The organism is Absiella sp. AM09-50, from assembly GCF_003433845.1.
Taxonomy (GTDB): domain Bacteria; phylum Bacillota_I; class Bacilli_A; order Erysipelotrichales; family Erysipelotrichaceae; genus Hoskinsella; species Hoskinsella hominis.
Genome location: NZ_QVFI01000002.1, coordinates 1 through 16,637, shown reverse-complemented (window position 1 = coordinate 16,637; position 16,637 = coordinate 1). Strand labels below are relative to the sequence as shown.

Genomic DNA, 16,637 nt, shown 5'->3' with positions numbered 1-16,637 from the left:
ATGGAAGAACAAGTAACTAAATCTAAGAACATAGTGGATTGTGATGGCATTTTACCAGAAGCACCATTAACAACATCTACAAGAAAAGTTATACCATCTACTAGATATCGTTTTGGCAGAAAAGTAATCAGGATTCCAGTTTTAGAATCTTCATTAAATGAAGTTACACTTATTAAGTGGCTACCTGATATTTTGAGAATACATGCTGAAAATGCATCTGATTGTAGACATTTTGAAAAGGTATATCGTGGAGAATCACATATTTGGGAAAAAGAACGTCCTTTCAATTCAGGAAGTAAAATGAATACTATCATAAATGAAAACCATGCTTTTTATCAGATAGAATTTAAGAAAGGGTATATGTATGGAAACCCAGTTAAATATTCTTGTGCAGATGATGGAACTGATTCAGATAGCATTACATATCTAAATCGGTATTTAAAGTTATGTGGTAAAGCATTTAAAGACATTGAGTTGGGAGAAACAATATTCAAGTGTGGGAATGCTTATCGAATGTCATTGCCAAAAGTATATGCTGGTAATACAAATTATGAGAAACAAACACCTTTTGAAATGTTCAATCTTGATAATGAAACAACTTTTGTTGTTTATTCAAGTGATTATACAAAAAAGAAACTGATGGCAGGTATTATAACTACAATAGACAGTCCAAATCCTAATGAAACGGAATTTGAAATAATAATCTATACAAGGGATTTCATTTATAAATTTAGATGTTATTCTTTATGTCCTGCTTGGGATGGAATAAATTTCAAAAGTAAAAAGCCTAATTATTTAGGTAAAATACCAATCGTAGAATTTTATACTAACAGTGCTCGTATGGGTGTGATAGATATAAATGAAACGATTTTTGATGCAATCAATAATATGAGCAGTGATTCAATCGACAGCATAAACGATTTTGTTAATAGTATATTGGTTATTTACAATATGACAATCAATAAAGACGATAAGCAGAATATCGATGAAACTGGATCATTGCAGTTGATAACAACAGATCCTAGTAAACCAGCTGAGGCGAAATACTTAGTGAATCAGTTACAGCAATCTGATGTTATGGCAAGATATGAAACAGCAATTAAATGGTGTTATAACATAGTTGGTGTACCTCAACCTACTCAAAAGAGTACATCTGGTGGAGACACTGGAGAAGCAAGAGAATTAGGCGGTGGATGGGAAAATGCTAACATTGTAGCAAATCAAAACGAGGAACCATTAAAAGATGGCGATATGCGAATGTTTGAGATTCAGTTAGCCATTTGTCGCATGACACCTAAATGTCCTGTGAAAGACTTGTATGAAACTGATATCGAAATTAATTTTAATCGTACAAGAAGCAATAACCTAATCACAAAAACACAGGCATTACAGACATTGAATGAAATGGATATGCCTGAGGAAGTTGCATTAAATATTGTTGGTATTACATCTAATAGTCATGAAGTTGCTAGAGATTGGGTTGCTAATAAAGAAAAGAAGAAAAAAGAAAGTTTAGAAACAATGAAACAACAGGCTGATATAAATAAAAAAACAGAGCCAAATAAAAATAGTAAAACAGCTACCACATGATGGTGGCTTTTTTTATGTCAGAGAAGACAATAAAACGCAAATAGACAGAGAAGTCTAGCCATAAAAAACGCAACATGGGGCAGAGAAGCCTACTTAACAAACGCAAGGAGGAATTTTTTATGAAAGATTTAAACAAAAAACTTAGATTTCCATTAGACATTCAATGTTTTGCGGAATCGGGAGATGGCGGAGATGATGGTGCAGGAGCTGGTGGAAATGATCCACAAGAACCACAAATGGTACCTAAAACGCAATTTGATAGGTTGTCAACAGAATTAGCCAATTTGAAAAAAACATTAAAAGCAAAACAGACAGATGAAGAAAAATTTGCACAAGAACAGGAAGAAAAAAATCAGAAAATTAAAGAATTAGAAGATTTTCAGCGCAAGTCTGTTTTATCAACAAATCTACTAAAAGGCGGAGTTGGAGAAAAAGATGTTGATTCAATTGCCGATGCTTTTTTAGAAGGAGACAGTGAAAAAATTGCAAAAGCATTTAACACAGCTTTGAAAAACATCATTAAAGCAAAAGATGATGAAATCGCACAGCTTAAGTTAAATGGCATTGATAAACCATCAGGCGGTGGAAACGGTGGAACAGAAGTAAATGCTGAATCTTTTGCAAAAATGACTTTAGATGAAAGAATCGCATTAAAACTAAAAGACCCTGAATTGTACAAACAACTATCAGGAAGATAAGAAAGGATGATTAGAATATGCCTCGTTTAGGAATAGTAAACAATTTTGCATTTGATGCTGAAGCATTTGCTGATTACATGCAAGAACAATCTTGCTTAAATAACAGAATCTTAGCTTCAGGAATCATGGTCGAAGACCCAATTATTGAAAAAGCAGTAGGGAAAAGTGGAAATGTAGGAACAGTACCATTTTTTCTACCTGTAGATGGAGAACCAGATGCTTTAAACGATGATGGAAAAACAGACAACAAGCCAACTGCATTAAAAGGTAGCAAACAGACATACATGGCAATGGCTAGAATGAAATCTTGGTATGAAGAAACATATACAAGATATTTAACAGGAGAATCACCATTACATAATCTTGCGAATAACTTAGTTATTCCATATTGGACAAATCAGTGGGAAGCAGAATTAATGGCAATCACAAAAGGTATCATGGGATTGGATGCAATGGCTAGTCATAAAACTGATTTATCTGTTACAACTGGATCAATTACAGATGCTAACAAGATTGATCTAACAACACACTTAGATTTAGGTCAAAAAGCATTAGGTGACAAACGTACACAATTTAGTCTTGCAGTTATGCATTCACAAGTTGCCACAAATTACAAGAAAAAAGAATTGATTGAAAACAAGAAAATGTTTTCTCCAATTTTGAATGCTGATATCGAAGTACCTATGATGGGAAGTATGATCGTGTTGGAGACTGATACAAATACAGTTGATACATCTGTGGAAGGTTTCCCAGTATATCATACATATATGTTTGGACGTGGCGTATTTTTGACTTGTCCAAAACAAGTTCATCGTGCGTATGGAACTAAATACGATGATGAAGAAAAAGGTGGCGTTGAAAAACTCTATACAAAACAGGCAAAAGTAATCCACCCTAATGGTTTCTCAATCAAGATTGATAATATCGCAGAGGAATCACCTACACGCGCAGAATTAGCAAACCCTGCAAACTGGGAATTAAAATTCAACCACAAGAATATTGCAATCGCTGAAATCATTTCAAACGGATAAGCATATGGCATATTTATTATCTAAAGATGGAAAGCCTTATTATACAACAGGTTGTAAGGCTTTTCCTTGTTCTGTATCTGCTAATCGTGTAGAGGTAGATTTTAAAAATCCTGTAGATAAAGTGGATGCAAATGGATGTATTTATACAGAAAGTGAAATTCGTAAGCGATTGAATATTAAGATGATTGATTCATGGGATGCTGAAAATGAAAAAGTGGTTAAGGTATCTAACAAAACAGTTTCTTCCATTATTGTGGAAGAACCAGAACCAATAGAAGAAAAAAAGAAATAAGGTGATGGCATGGAATTTGATGTTAAAACTGAATTTCCAGATTTACTAAAACGATTGTCAGATAAATATGCAGAATATGAATACTTGCTAGAAGATGATTTTATAGAAGTAATCGAATTTTCTGTTTATCATTATCTGAGACTGTCTAATGACCCTACCATAACATCATTTAATTCCATGGCAAGATCATGGATAAAACGAGCATGTATTGAAGCATTAGACAGAATAACTAAATTAGGTGTTACTGGTGGCATAAAACAATACTCAGAAAACGGTTATCAATTTACATTAGATGGTGTTGAAATATCTACAGCATTAGCTAGTGAAATCATACCAAGAGTAGGATATCCAAGATGAATAAAAAAATATGGATAGCTCCTTTTGTCAAAAAAGAAAAGGATATTGATGGAAATATCATAAGTATTTATGATAAACCATACTGTATTTATGCTACTATCAATACTCTTAGCGGAAGTGCTGAAATTGATGTTTTCGGAGATCGTATAAAACGTATGTGTAAAACGATGGTTCCATACCGTATGATTAACAAAATCAAAGAAAATGATGTTGCGTATCTTTTCGATACATCTCCAGAAGGAGAAGAAATCTATGGAGAAAATGCGAATTATCGTGTTGATGCAGTGTTGCCACAAAATATCAAAGCTAAAGTATATTTTGAAAAGATGATAGATGATGGCAAAAAATAAATACATGATGAAAGTATCTTTATCTGTTAATGGTGTTAATAAGCTATTGAAATTTTCTAAAGTGTTACAAAAGGATATGCCAACTTTGGAAAAACGTTTTGTAGAAAAATCACTTGCTTTTATACAAGAAAGAGCAAATGAATACATCAAAGCAACTACTGGAAATAGTGATTGGTATGTGTTGACACATCAATTAGAAAATAGCTGGGTTGTTGATTTAACAAAAAAGACACTTAGAAATATTTGTCCTTATTCTGCGTTTGTAGAATATGGAACAGGTGTTGTAGGGGCTGGAACACACCCGGAGAGTGGAGATTACCAGTATGATGAAAATGGTCATGGAGATTCAGGATGGTTTTTCTTTGATAATGAAGGAACTTTACATTGGACTAGAGGTATGGAAGCACATGCTTATCTTTATAATGCAGTAAGTGATTACTATTATAAGGGAGAAGCAGAACGTATATTAGATGAATTGATAAATGAAATGTTGAGGAAAGCTGTATGATTGTACATAAAACATATGATAGTGTGTTAAAAGCATTAAATGATTATTTGTTAGCTAATAGTGAATATGATCCTGAGATATCAACTACACCAGATGGCGATGTTTATCCGAAAGTGATCGTAGAAGAACTTGAAAACAGTACACTAAAAAAAGACAACATGAATATCGTATCTTTATCATTGGTAGGGATAAAGATTGATATATATGCCATGCCTATGAAAAAAGGAACAAAAATGCTTGCTGGTAGAACAATAGCAAGAGAATTATGTGACCTATGTAGTGTGGTATGCGAAGATATGTATGGATTGAAACGTACAACTTGCAAGCCAACACCAAACATAGACGATAAGATTTACAGATTGACAATGATTTATAACAATGTACAAAGTGACACAGGGCGGTCACTTTTTTTGTAAAGGAGAGATGATAAAATGTCAGATGTTTTTAAAATGCCAGAAAAACGTGCTGTACGTGGCGCTGGCGGTGGTATTTATGCAATGGATACAGCTGATGGGTTATATTGTGTACTTGCACCAACCGTTAAATTGATTTTCCCAAAGAAATCAACATCAGAAATCGAAATAAAGGTGGTTAACGATACAGATATTTCAAAAATTGAAGGAACAACCACTGTAGAAGCACCAGAAACAGAATTGTATTTACACAGAGATGTTATTGATATCTTAGAAAAGAAAGCTGGAAAGCTATTACATTTGATGTCAGTTGCACCTGATTTCACAGGATACAAATATGAAGGAACAATCAGCTATACACCAAATGATGTAGAAACAGATGGTGCATTCCAAGGAACACTTAAAATTACAGCACGCTCAACGCCTGAATATGTACGTGACTGCTTTCCAATGTTGAAACCAACAGTTAAATTTGGTGCGATTGAATCTAATGTTGAATTAGAAACAATGACAGGCACAATGATCGTAAATATTCCTTTATTGACAGATGGTATGACTGCAACTGTTAAATCTACAGATGAAGCTACAGCAACAGCAACACTATCAGATGATAAATTGACGATTACAGGTAAGAAAGCAGGTTCTTGTATCATTGATATTACAGGAACTAAGGAAGGATATGCTTCTTGGAATACAACTATTCATGTGATAGTACCTAAAACAACTACACCAAGCGCGTAATTATCACGCTCTTAAATGAGCGTGATTTTCTCATATAAAAAAGGAGGTAATGAAATGGATTTATTTAGTTATAACTATGGTGGAAAGAAATTATCCTTTAGAATGTCTAATGCCGCCATGATGGAAATTGAACAATTACAAAAACAGAATCTAAAAACAATCAATCCAGATTTGTTTAAAATTGCAATCGAAGTATCAGAAAAAGAACCAAAAGAAGAATTAGAAAAAGAAAATGAACAATCTAATGATAGTAGTGTAGATATACTAAAACAAATGGTAGAAATATTGCCATATGTTGATGATTTTGAAAGATTGGACAAGTTTATCACACCACATGATTTGATGTACATTTTACTGCATAACAACCCTGAATACAGAGAGTTAACAAAAGATGAATGGAGCAATATCGTTTGGGATATGGAAGAAAATCTTGGATTTGAAGAAGTAAGTGCAAAATTTGAAGAGGTGTATGAAAAAGTTTTTACACTGATGGCGAAGATGAAATCGCCCAAGAAACCCAAATCCAAAAGAACATCGAAAGCAAGTATGCAGGCTTAACATTTGAGGAATATTTTTACGAATATCTATTACCTCAAGCAATTGAATCAGGCATGACACCTGAGCAAGCATTATATGAAGATGTAGAATTAATGCACATCTATTTTAAGGCATATAACAATAAAATAGAGAAAATGGCATGGTATGGAGGATTGTATGACAGACTTGCGCTTGTAGATGTAGTAAGTAAAGTTATGTCAAAAGATTCTAGCAAAACATTCGATTATCCTAATTTACCTTTGTCTATGTCTGATGAAAAAGAAAATGTTAAGACAGAACAAGATAAAGAAATAGAATTTAGACAGGTAATGCTATCAGTTTATTGATAGCTTTTTTATATGAGAAAGCGAGGTGGAATAATGGCAGATTATGACACTGAGGTTGGGGTGCAACTCGACACACAATTTGAGAAAGCGATTGAACAAGCAAACAGACTTGTGGCTGTATTAGAAAGACTGCAAGACACTACCAAAAACGTTGTGAATACGATAAGGCAAATGAGTACGTTGACAAACAGTCTTAAAACTCTTTCTGCGATTGATTTTAGCAACATGGACAATCAAATAGACAAAACTGTTTCGACAGTCCAGAAGCTAGAAAACAAGCTGAAAAACTTACAAATACCAAGCCTTACTGGTATTGCTAATTCATTGAGACAGCTTAACAATATAAATATCAGATTCAATGTCAGTGATATAGAAAAATTAAAAGAGATACCATCAATCATGAAATCTATTGAGGCATTAGATGCCAATAAGATTGGTCGTATCTTTAGTACTTTAGATACTCAGATTTCTCCTTTTATTGCCAAATTAAAAGAAGCATCGAGTGAGCTTAAAAATTTAGCTACTGTTACACAGGCATTAGATAAATTTCATACTGATATCGGAAAAGCAAAACAAAAAGTAAATGATCTGGGAAATGAAGCGGATAAGACAAAATCTAAAATTAGTCAGATGTTTACTGTAGGCAATATAATTTACTTCTATAATATGTCAAAACAGGTGTTTAAATCTATTGGAGATATTATAGGAAAATCTATAGATTTCACAGAAACAGAAAACTATTTTTCTCGTGCTATGGGAAATATGCGCGATGAAGCAATGAAATTTCAAAATCAAATGTCAGAAATGTTTGGTATGGCTGTACCAGATATGATGCAAATGCAAGCAACATTTAAAAACATGCTTGGTTCTTTAGGTGGATTGACAGATGAAATGTCATATATGTTATCTGAAAGAGTTTCTAAAATGGCATTAGATTTCAGTTCTTTATACAACACTTCAATAGAACAGGCATCTACAAAATTTCAAGCGGCGTTGAGTAAACAGGTAAGACCTATACGTAGTGTATCTGGATATGATATCACTCAGAATGTATTACAAGCTACAATGGATGAGATTGGACTAAATGATCGTAAAATATCTCAAATGAATGAGATTGAGAAACGATTGCTTATCATCTTGACATTACAGCAACAAATGGCACGTTCTGCCGCCATGGGAGACTTTGCGAGAACGATAGAACAACCAGCTAACCAGTTACGTGTATTGCAACAGCAATTGCAAGAAGTTGGAAGATGGATTGGTGCGGTATTCTACAGTACGATTGCAAAAGTATTACCATATATAAATGGATTTGTAATGGCAATAAAAGAATTGATAAAGACATTCGCATTATTCCTTGGATATGAAATGCCTGATTCTAGTGGTCAGACCGGAACGATATTAGATGATATAGATAACAGCTTTGGCGATATATCAGATGATATTGATGATGTAAATGATGGATTGGATGATACAAATAAGAAGTTAAAAGAATGGCAGAATTTTAAAGCACCATTTGATGTGTTCAATGTAATTCCAACACAATCATCTACATCTGGAAGTGGTTCAGATGGCGCTAGTGGAAGCGCTGGTGGAATGACGGTAGACCCACGATTATTAAAAGCACTTGAAGATTATGATTATTTATTCGGCAACATTCGTATGAAAGCTATGGATATTCGTGACAATATCATAGAGTGGATAGATAAGCTGAATAAAGGAATCAATGAAAACATATTTGAGCCATTAGGAAACAGCTGGAATAAATATGGTGCTGGAATTATGAGCAACATTGATGAAATGCTAGAAAATAGTAAGTATTTATGGTCTAGCTTTTTTGATGTGGTAGGAGAAAAATGGAAACCATTCTTTCAACAGGCATCCGATTTATTCTTTGGATTATTAGATACAGGAACACTTGTTTTAACATCCATACAAAAATTCTTTATATCTGTTTGGGATAATGGTGGTAAATTTTTATTTGAAAGTATATGGAATTTAGCTACTGCATTTTTGAAACTTGCATCAAGTTTCAATGATAATTTCTTAAAACCAGTTATAAGAGGACTAAAAAATACACTTGTTCCAGTTTTCGGAAGTGCTTTTGGAGTAATCAGTGGAATCATTGGTGTGGCAATTGAATTATTAGCTAAAATCGTCGATTGGGTAGCTGATTGTACGCCTTTAGTTGTAGCGTTAGGTAGTGCTTTAACTGGTATGTTCTTGACGATAAAAATTGGAAAAATACTTGATATGGCATCAGCTTTAGGTGGAGCACATAGTATATTACGCTCTTTTGGTGCATTAGCGTTAGAGCACAGTGGAACATTAAGGAAATTATGGGCAGTCTTTTCAGATTCTAACAAATCAGTTGGAGGAGCATCAAAAATACTTGATAGTTTTAACACCTTATTGGCGGCAACTAAATTTGGAGAAAAATATGGTGATATGATTTTTAAAGTTGCATTAAAAGCAGAATCACTAGGTACAGAATTTTTAGGTGCAACATCATCAGCAAAAAACTTAGCTGGCATGCTTCTTACTAAACTAAGTTCTGCTTTAACTTGGTTAGCAACAAATCCAATTGTAGCTGTCATTGCAGGTATTGGTTTATTGGTAGGTGCTTTTGTAGCTTTTGGAAATCAAGAAAAAGATACAAGTATTGACATAGAGGATTGTTCTGAAGATATTCAAGATCAAATGAAAAAAGTTGATGAGTTGGCTGAATCAATGGATAACGCTAAGAAAAGTTTTGAAGATTCTATGAATTCTGCTAAAGCCAATTCAGAAAGTTTAGAACAGGCAATATCTCGATTAAAAGAATTGAGTGGGAAAACTGGTGTTATTGATACATCAGATTTAGCAGAGGCTGAAACATTAGTTAAAAAGATTAATGATGTCCTAGGAGATGTATTTGAGATATCAAGCGATAACAGACTTGTACAAAAGCAAACTAACGATGAATTAAAACAGTCTGTGCAATATTCAAAGCAAAAGGCTGAGGAAGAAGCTAAATACCAGTATAGAATAGAATTAAACAAGCAAATACTTGAAGGTAATAATGATTTATCTAAATTAGGAGTAGAATTAGAAAGAAAACGCAATGAATTAGCAGAAAAAGAATCAAATCCTTGGTGGAATAGAACAAGGGGAGATAATAAAGAAATAAAGCAATTAAAAACTGATATTGAAGGACTTGAACAGAAATCAGAAGAAGCTAAAGAATCTATTGATGGAGCAAGAAAAGCTATTCGTGATTTAGATGATGATAGTAGAAAAACATCATCCTCAGTTACAGAACTTTCTACGACAGTAGCTGATTTTTATAGCGAATTCGATATATCAGATAAAAGTGCTATGCAATTTGAAAATCTAACGAATTCTATTATAGATAACATCAATAAAATGCGTAGTGCTACAGATGAAGAATCAGCTGATTTAAAGAAAAAGAATGAAGAAAAAATTTCAGAATATGTTAAATTAGCTGAAAATTGTAATCTTACATATGATCAAATGATTAAGATTATTGAAGAAAAGGGTGCTAATTTAAATGACGAAGAAAAACGTCAATTAAAAGAATCTCTTGACAATCAGAAAGAAAAACAGGAAAAAGAATTAAAGCAATTCAAACAGAACAAAGACGATGTTCTAAAAGAACTGAAAAAATCTAACAAATATATGTCTCAAGAGACAGAACAAGGATACAATAGCTTGTTTGACAGTTTGTATAAACATAATGGAAAAGTATCTAAAGAATACTCAAAACAATATGAATATATGCTTGACATATTAAGACATCATAAAGTCGATGTTACATCTGAAACAGGAGATATGTACGGACAATTGTTTTCTTTGTTAGTAAACAGTAATGGAGATATTAGCAGAGAGCAATTAGAACATTATGCTGATTTGTTGACTATGGCTATTGAATCTGGGGATGAAGAAGGTTCTTCTTTTATTTCTAAATTAAAAGAATCTATTTCATCTGATGATATATCGCCAGAAGTAATGGAACAGTGGTTAATTGGACAAGGAATTATGGATGATCCATTAGAAACTAGTGTTAAAGTAAATGGTGCATGGGATGTTGCTACAGGTGCTAGAAATATTTTAGATAAAATTATCAATCCAGCACTTAAAACAACAGCAAAAGTAACAAATTCCACGAAAGAAAGTAACCGTGTAAGAGATGAATTTTTAGGTAAGTTAAAAGATTTATCTGCATCTGCATGGATTAGTAATACGTATGATGCATGGGATTCATTTAGAAGATACTTTGCTAATAATCCAATTAATGCTGTTGCTGATTTAACAATAGGACTAACCAGTGCTATAGGAAGTTGGTTCAGTGGAGGTTATGCTACAGGAGGTTTTCCACCAGTAGGTCAATTGTTTATCGCTCGTGAATCAGCACCAGAAATGGTTGGTACATTGGGTGGCAGACCAGCTGTAGCAAACAACGATCAGATAACTGATGGTATTTATCGTGCTGTATTACAAGCTCAACGTGATGCTGGTAATAATCACAACGATAGTGGAGATTTATATATCACTATCCAAAATCAAGACGGTACAAAAACTGAAAAAGTTATTAAAGATTACAAAAAGAATCAGATATTTAGTGGTGGAAAAGGAGGCATACCAGTATGAAAGTAAAAGACCCAGTACTTTATATTGGTGGTATCTTAGTCAAACCACCATCAGAAATGACTGTATCAAAAAACAAGCTATGGAAACAGGGAAGTGGAAGGTCAAGGACTGGAAACATGTGTGGAAGTATCCAATGTAGAAAATATAAATTGGAGATCACATGGACAAACTTATCAGAAGATGAGGCTATGCAATTAAGCAATCTTTTGGATCCTGATTTCATAACTGTAAAATTCATTGACCCAAAAACAAAGTCATTCAAAACATGTACGATGTATGGTGGAGATGAAGTGTATACAGTACAAAACTATTGCATAGATGAGGCAGTCTATAAAGGACTGCCTATTTCTTTGGTTGAAAAGTAATATTTAGGAGGACAAACAAAATGAAAATGAAATTATACCAGGTAATTAATAAATACAACGAATTATATAATGTAAGTAATGTAAGAAACAACAAGGTTTTATACAACATCAGTAAAAACAAGAAAATATTGATGGATGAAATTGAAACATACAACAAACAAGCTGATGAAATATCAGATAAGTATGTTGAAAAAGACGAAAACGGTAACAACAAAACTGTCATTAAAGTTGATGAATTCAACGGTAACAAAGAAAGAATACTTAAATTTAAATTTAAAGAAGATGGAAAAACTACATATGAAAAAGAATATTTAGATGAAATGAATGAATTACGAGATGTAGAAGTAGATTTACCAATTAGAACAATTAAATTTGATGATTTAGAAAAAGATGAAGGTAAATTAACACCAATGGAAATGGATGCAATCTTCTTTATGATAGAAGAATAAAAGAAAGTGAGGTGGTGTGAATGTATAGCACCTCAGATAAATATAAGGAAGTTATACAGAAAGATATCATTTGGGATGTTGAAAAATTAGTCATTGACGTAGAAGAATATACTGATTTTATCAAACTACATCGTAAGGCTGGTATCGTATCAGATGACCATGTTAACTTTGGAAACTGTATTTCTTCCTTTCTTGATGTTGAGATACCAGAAATCAGTAATGCTACTAAATTCATCGGTCGTAAAGTATATTATTATGTTGGTCTACATCTTGAAAATTATGATAATGATGAAGCTGAAAATATTGAATGGATACCTATGGGCGTATTTAATATCGTTGAGCCTGATGTTAATGATCAAGTCTTATCTTTTACAGCATATGACAACATGTACTATACACAACAGGGATTTTTTAGCGATTTAAAAGGTAGTCAAAAAGTATCTACAGTATTAAACGAACAGTGTAAAAAAATAGGTATTACTTATGCTGGTGGAGATAGTGGAGAATCAATCAATGTGGATTTACTGCAAGGATTGGAATTAAGGGATGCGTTAGGATATATCGCATCATATTGCGGTAAGAATGCCATTATGAACAGGCAAGGAAATCTACAGTTAAAATGGTTTGAAGAGGTTGATGTCACGATACCACCAGATAGATGTAGTGATACATTTAATGTTGCTCCCAAGGATACAACGATAGGCAGGCTTGTTTGTGCTGTATCTAAAGAACAAACGTTTACTCATGGGAGTGAAGTAGCAAGCGCGATATCTTTCTCAAACCCACTTATGACAGAAACACAAAGTAAAGTGTTGTTTGATAAAGTCAATGGATTTACTTATAGAGCAATAAATTTTAATGCTATCATAGGTAGACCGGAAATAGATGTAGGAGATATCATAAAGGTTCAGGATCTAGATGGTACTATATATCATGTTCCGGTTTTTATTATGGAAAATGATGGCTTTAATCAGACAATACAAGCAAATGCTAAAACAGAGGAACAAGAAAAATTTGAGTTCCAAGGTTCTGTTTCAAAGGCTATCGAAAACACATATTCTGAGATTGTATCTGCAAAAAAAGTGATGGCTGATACTGTTATCGCATTTGATGGTAAATTTCAGACATTGGATACTGATATTTTGAACGTAAACAAGAAAATCAAAGCGTATGAAGGACAGTTTGAAATAATTGATAGTGATATAGCTAAATTAAAACAAGCTGATATTGATAATCTTACAGCTGTTAATGGTAGGATAGATAGTCTGGTAACAACAGACCTTACATCAGTGAATGCAAAGATTAATAATCTTGAAGTAGACATAGAAAATGTAAACACATTACTTGCCGGTAGTGTTACATCAGGTAGCACTCAGACGATCGTTTTAAATGCTCAAAATACAACGATTGCTAATGCGCTTATCAAGAGCGCTATGATTGAAAGTCTATCATTTGACAAAATCACTGGTATTGATGTTAATACCACAAAATTAACTGTACATTCAAACGATGGGAAATCAACTTGGAAAGACAACACAATCCAAATCAGTGATGCAAATAGAGTACGTGTGCAAGTAGGCAAAGATGCATCAGGCGACTACAACATGTATGTTTGGGATAAGTCTGGTAATTTGATGTTTGATGCAACAGGCATTACATCAAAAGGTATACAACGACCTATCATCGTAAATGATATGGTATCTGATAACGCTAATATATCAGGAGATAAGATTAACATTACAAGTGTTATACAAAAAATCAATGAAAATTCCACATTGATTGAATCTCATCATATCTTGTATGACGGTAAATCACTTGATGTAGCATTTGGTACAATGGAGACATCCATATCAACTGTAACATCCAACGTTAACACTGTGACAAAGACTGTGACAGATAATAAGACAAAGTGGGATACTGCTAGTACCAATGCGACTAATGCTTTAAATACTGCTAATACCGTTACTAAGACAGTAAGCGACAATAAGGCAAATTGGGATAAGGCACCAACTGCATTAACTAACGCAAACAATGCCCAAAACACCGCTAACAATGCTCAATCTGTAGCCAATAGCAAAGCTAAAGTATTTAACGCCCAACCTGTACCACCATATCAAGTTGGAGATTTGTGGGTACAAGGTACAAGTGGCGTTATTATGCGATGCAAGACAGCTAGAGCGAGTGGAAGTTACACAGCAAGCGACTGGGAAAAGGCTGATAAGTATACCGATGACACTAAGGCAAACGCTGTAGACACTAAAGTTACTACGGTCACGGAAACCGTTAAATCTCATAGCACTCAGTTAACTGCACAAGACGGTAAAATATCAACGTTAATCAGTGATAATACACAGGTTAAAAAAGATATCACAGCTGTACAAGGTGATATTACTATTGCAAAAGGTAACATCACAACTTTGCAGACAAACTACAGTACTTTAGACCAGTCGGTCAAAGGATTATCTAGTACTGTTGGAGAGCATACGTCAAAACTTACTACTGTCACTAACACAGTTAACAACAATAAAGCTAATTGGGATAAAGCCCCTACAGCATTAGACAACGCAAATAAGGCACAGTCAACTGCCAATACAGCAAATACTAATGCAAATAATGCCCTTAAAGGTATTCAAAACTTACGCAGTTCAGGACTTGGGATTAAGGTTAATTATTCAACCTTTACACAAGCAAATGACGCTGAGATTTACTTCCATGGTTTTGATACGTATGGTAATCCAACAGATACTGACGGTTGGGTTATGTACAACGGTGCTAAAGTTACTATACCAAAAGGCATGTGGGTAAATCCTAATTCTGCTATTCCATTTAACACATTATGTTACCTTGTATTAGATCAATCTCACAAAGGTATTGTTAGTTGTTGGTATGATACATCAGCAAAAATCTGGAAATACCAATATTGTGATGGTGCACCTGCCAATACTGGACAATCAGGTACAGAAAACTTTAATGATCAGAATATCGTCTTAGGATATTATGTTAACTCAGGAAGTGCAGAAGCAAAATTTACAAGTGCTGGATTGTTTGATCCTGTTAAATCTTATCGTGACATAGTAATAAGCCCAGAGGCTACAACATCTATCAATACTGTCAACACTCGTATCACAACTGAGATTAAGACAGTGAGTGATAAGTATGCAAGTTTACAGCAAGACGTTAATGGATTTAAGACCACAGTATCTAGCACATACAGTACTAAGACTGAGGTTAGTAAGGTAAAAAGTGATGCTGCTACCGATGCAACCAACAAAGCTAATCAAGCAAAAACAGATGCTATCAATAGTGCTAATGCTAATACTACAACATTGTTAAAATCTTATAGTACAACGAGTGCTATGAATAGTGCTATTACTCAAGAATCCAACAAGATTACTACAGCAGTAGCCAGTACATATACAACCAAGGCTGATTTTAACAACTTGTCTATTGGTGGCAGGAACTTATTACGAAAAAGTGCTATCACATCAGCAAATTTAAGTTTGTGGAATAAAAGCAATGCAACAGTCACATTAGTTACCGAAGATGGTTTTAATTGTTTCAAAATAGTGTCTACAGGTAATGAAGGGATTAAAGGAAGTGGCGGTGTTGTTACAGGAAACATTTTAATTCCTAACGTAAGATATACTTATAGCTTTTGGTGTAAATCAAGTATAGACAAAACTGTAGGTCATAATAGCATAATGCATTTCCAAACGATTAACGGTTCAGTTGTTCATAACAATGCTAATCTACAATTAAAAGTTACATCAATAAAAGCCAATACATGGACTAAATTGGCAATTAGTTTTAATGTGACAAAGCAATGTTATTTTGTTCCGTTTATTTGGTATTTAGGAAGTGCAACATATTTTGTTCGTGACATTATGGTTGAAGAAGGTTCTCGTGACGGAGCTTGGACACCAGCACCAGAAGATATAGACGCATCTATTGCTACTGTTGATGGAAAGTTTAAAAATTATAGCACTACTACTCAGATGAACTCGGCAATTACAACCAAAGCAAATGAGATAACATCTACTGTATCTAAGACCTATGCGACTCAAGCGACGGTCAATACAATTAACGGAGATGTATCAGCATTAAAAACGTGGAAAACAAGTGCTGAAACTAAGATAACCGATACTGCAATTGTTAACACAGTTAGAAACTCAACCAACTACAAGAATGATCTTACTGGTAAGGTTGGTAAAACAGAAATCATTTCTTGTATCAACCAAACAGCGGAAACAATTAAAATAGATGCAAGTAAAATAGAACTTACAGGTAAAGTGACAATTAGTATGTTGGA

General features: G+C 33.7%; 15 protein-coding genes. All 15 read left to right on the top strand.

All coding sequences use genetic code 11. From position 1 onward, the window contains the following. The gene (locus tag DW114_RS02390) at positions 1 to 1,590 is read left to right on the top strand and encodes a phage portal protein (RefSeq protein WP_117452055.1); all 1,590 of its coding nucleotides are present in this window, start codon (positions 1 to 3) and stop codon (positions 1,588 to 1,590) included. Between the two features lie 119 nt (positions 1,591 to 1,709). Beyond that, positions 1,710 to 2,288: a hypothetical protein gene (locus DW114_RS02385; protein WP_117452053.1), complete on the top strand. Its 579-nt coding sequence runs from the start codon at positions 1,710 to 1,712 to the stop codon at positions 2,286 to 2,288. 17 nt (positions 2,289 to 2,305) lie between these two features. Further along, a complete protein-coding gene (locus DW114_RS02380; protein WP_117452051.1) occupies positions 2,306 to 3,319 on the top strand; it encodes a major capsid protein in 1,014 nt (337 codons plus the stop codon). A 4-nt stretch (positions 3,320 to 3,323) separates the two neighbouring features. After that, complete coding sequence (locus tag DW114_RS02375) at positions 3,324 to 3,611, top strand: hypothetical protein (protein ID WP_117452049.1); 288 nt, start codon at positions 3,324 to 3,326, stop codon at positions 3,609 to 3,611. Positions 3,612 to 3,620: 9 nt separating this feature from the next. Beyond that, a complete protein-coding gene (locus DW114_RS02370; RefSeq protein ID WP_117452047.1) occupies positions 3,621 to 3,968 on the top strand; it encodes a hypothetical protein in 348 nt (115 codons plus the stop codon). Continuing rightward, positions 3,965 to 4,318: a hypothetical protein gene (locus DW114_RS02365; RefSeq protein WP_117452045.1), complete on the top strand. Its 354-nt coding sequence runs from the start codon at positions 3,965 to 3,967 to the stop codon at positions 4,316 to 4,318. The genes DW114_RS02370 and DW114_RS02365 overlap by 4 nt, the downstream gene beginning before the upstream one ends. After that, positions 4,305 to 4,826, top strand: a complete 522-nt coding sequence (locus DW114_RS02360) for a hypothetical protein (protein ID WP_117452043.1) — start codon at positions 4,305 to 4,307, stop codon at positions 4,824 to 4,826. The genes DW114_RS02365 and DW114_RS02360 overlap by 14 nt, the downstream gene beginning before the upstream one ends. Further along, on the top strand, positions 4,823 to 5,242 hold the full coding sequence (locus tag DW114_RS02355; protein WP_117452042.1) for a hypothetical protein: 420 nt from the start codon (positions 4,823 to 4,825) through the stop codon (positions 5,240 to 5,242). The genes DW114_RS02360 and DW114_RS02355 overlap by 4 nt, the downstream gene beginning before the upstream one ends. Positions 5,243 to 5,257: 15 nt before the next feature. Beyond that, positions 5,258 to 5,980 (top strand): hypothetical protein, encoded by a 723-nt coding sequence (locus DW114_RS02350; protein ID WP_117452040.1) that lies wholly within the window; start codon positions 5,258 to 5,260, stop codon positions 5,978 to 5,980. 54 nt (positions 5,981 to 6,034) lie between these two features. Then, the gene (locus DW114_RS02345; protein ID WP_117452038.1) at positions 6,035 to 6,538 is read left to right on the top strand and encodes a hypothetical protein; all 504 of its coding nucleotides are present in this window, start codon (positions 6,035 to 6,037) and stop codon (positions 6,536 to 6,538) included. Positions 6,539 to 6,591: 53 nt separating this feature from the next. Beyond that, complete coding sequence (locus DW114_RS02340; protein WP_117536365.1) at positions 6,592 to 6,864, top strand: hypothetical protein; 273 nt, start codon at positions 6,592 to 6,594, stop codon at positions 6,862 to 6,864. 33 nt (positions 6,865 to 6,897) lie between these two features. Beyond that, on the top strand, positions 6,898 to 11,514 hold the full coding sequence (locus tag DW114_RS02335) for a hypothetical protein (RefSeq protein WP_117452034.1): 4,617 nt from the start codon (positions 6,898 to 6,900) through the stop codon (positions 11,512 to 11,514). Beyond that, positions 11,511 to 11,879, top strand: coding sequence for a DUF6711 family protein (locus DW114_RS02330; protein ID WP_117452032.1), 369 nt, complete (start codon positions 11,511 to 11,513; stop codon positions 11,877 to 11,879). The genes DW114_RS02335 and DW114_RS02330 overlap by 4 nt, the downstream gene beginning before the upstream one ends. A gap of 20 nt (positions 11,880 to 11,899) precedes the next feature. After that, the gene (locus tag DW114_RS02325; RefSeq protein ID WP_117452030.1) at positions 11,900 to 12,328 is read left to right on the top strand and encodes a hypothetical protein; all 429 of its coding nucleotides are present in this window, start codon (positions 11,900 to 11,902) and stop codon (positions 12,326 to 12,328) included. 20 nt (positions 12,329 to 12,348) lie between these two features. After that, the coding region (locus DW114_RS02320; protein WP_117452027.1) for a hypothetical protein at positions 12,349 to 16,637 on the top strand (4,289 nt) is incomplete at its 3' end.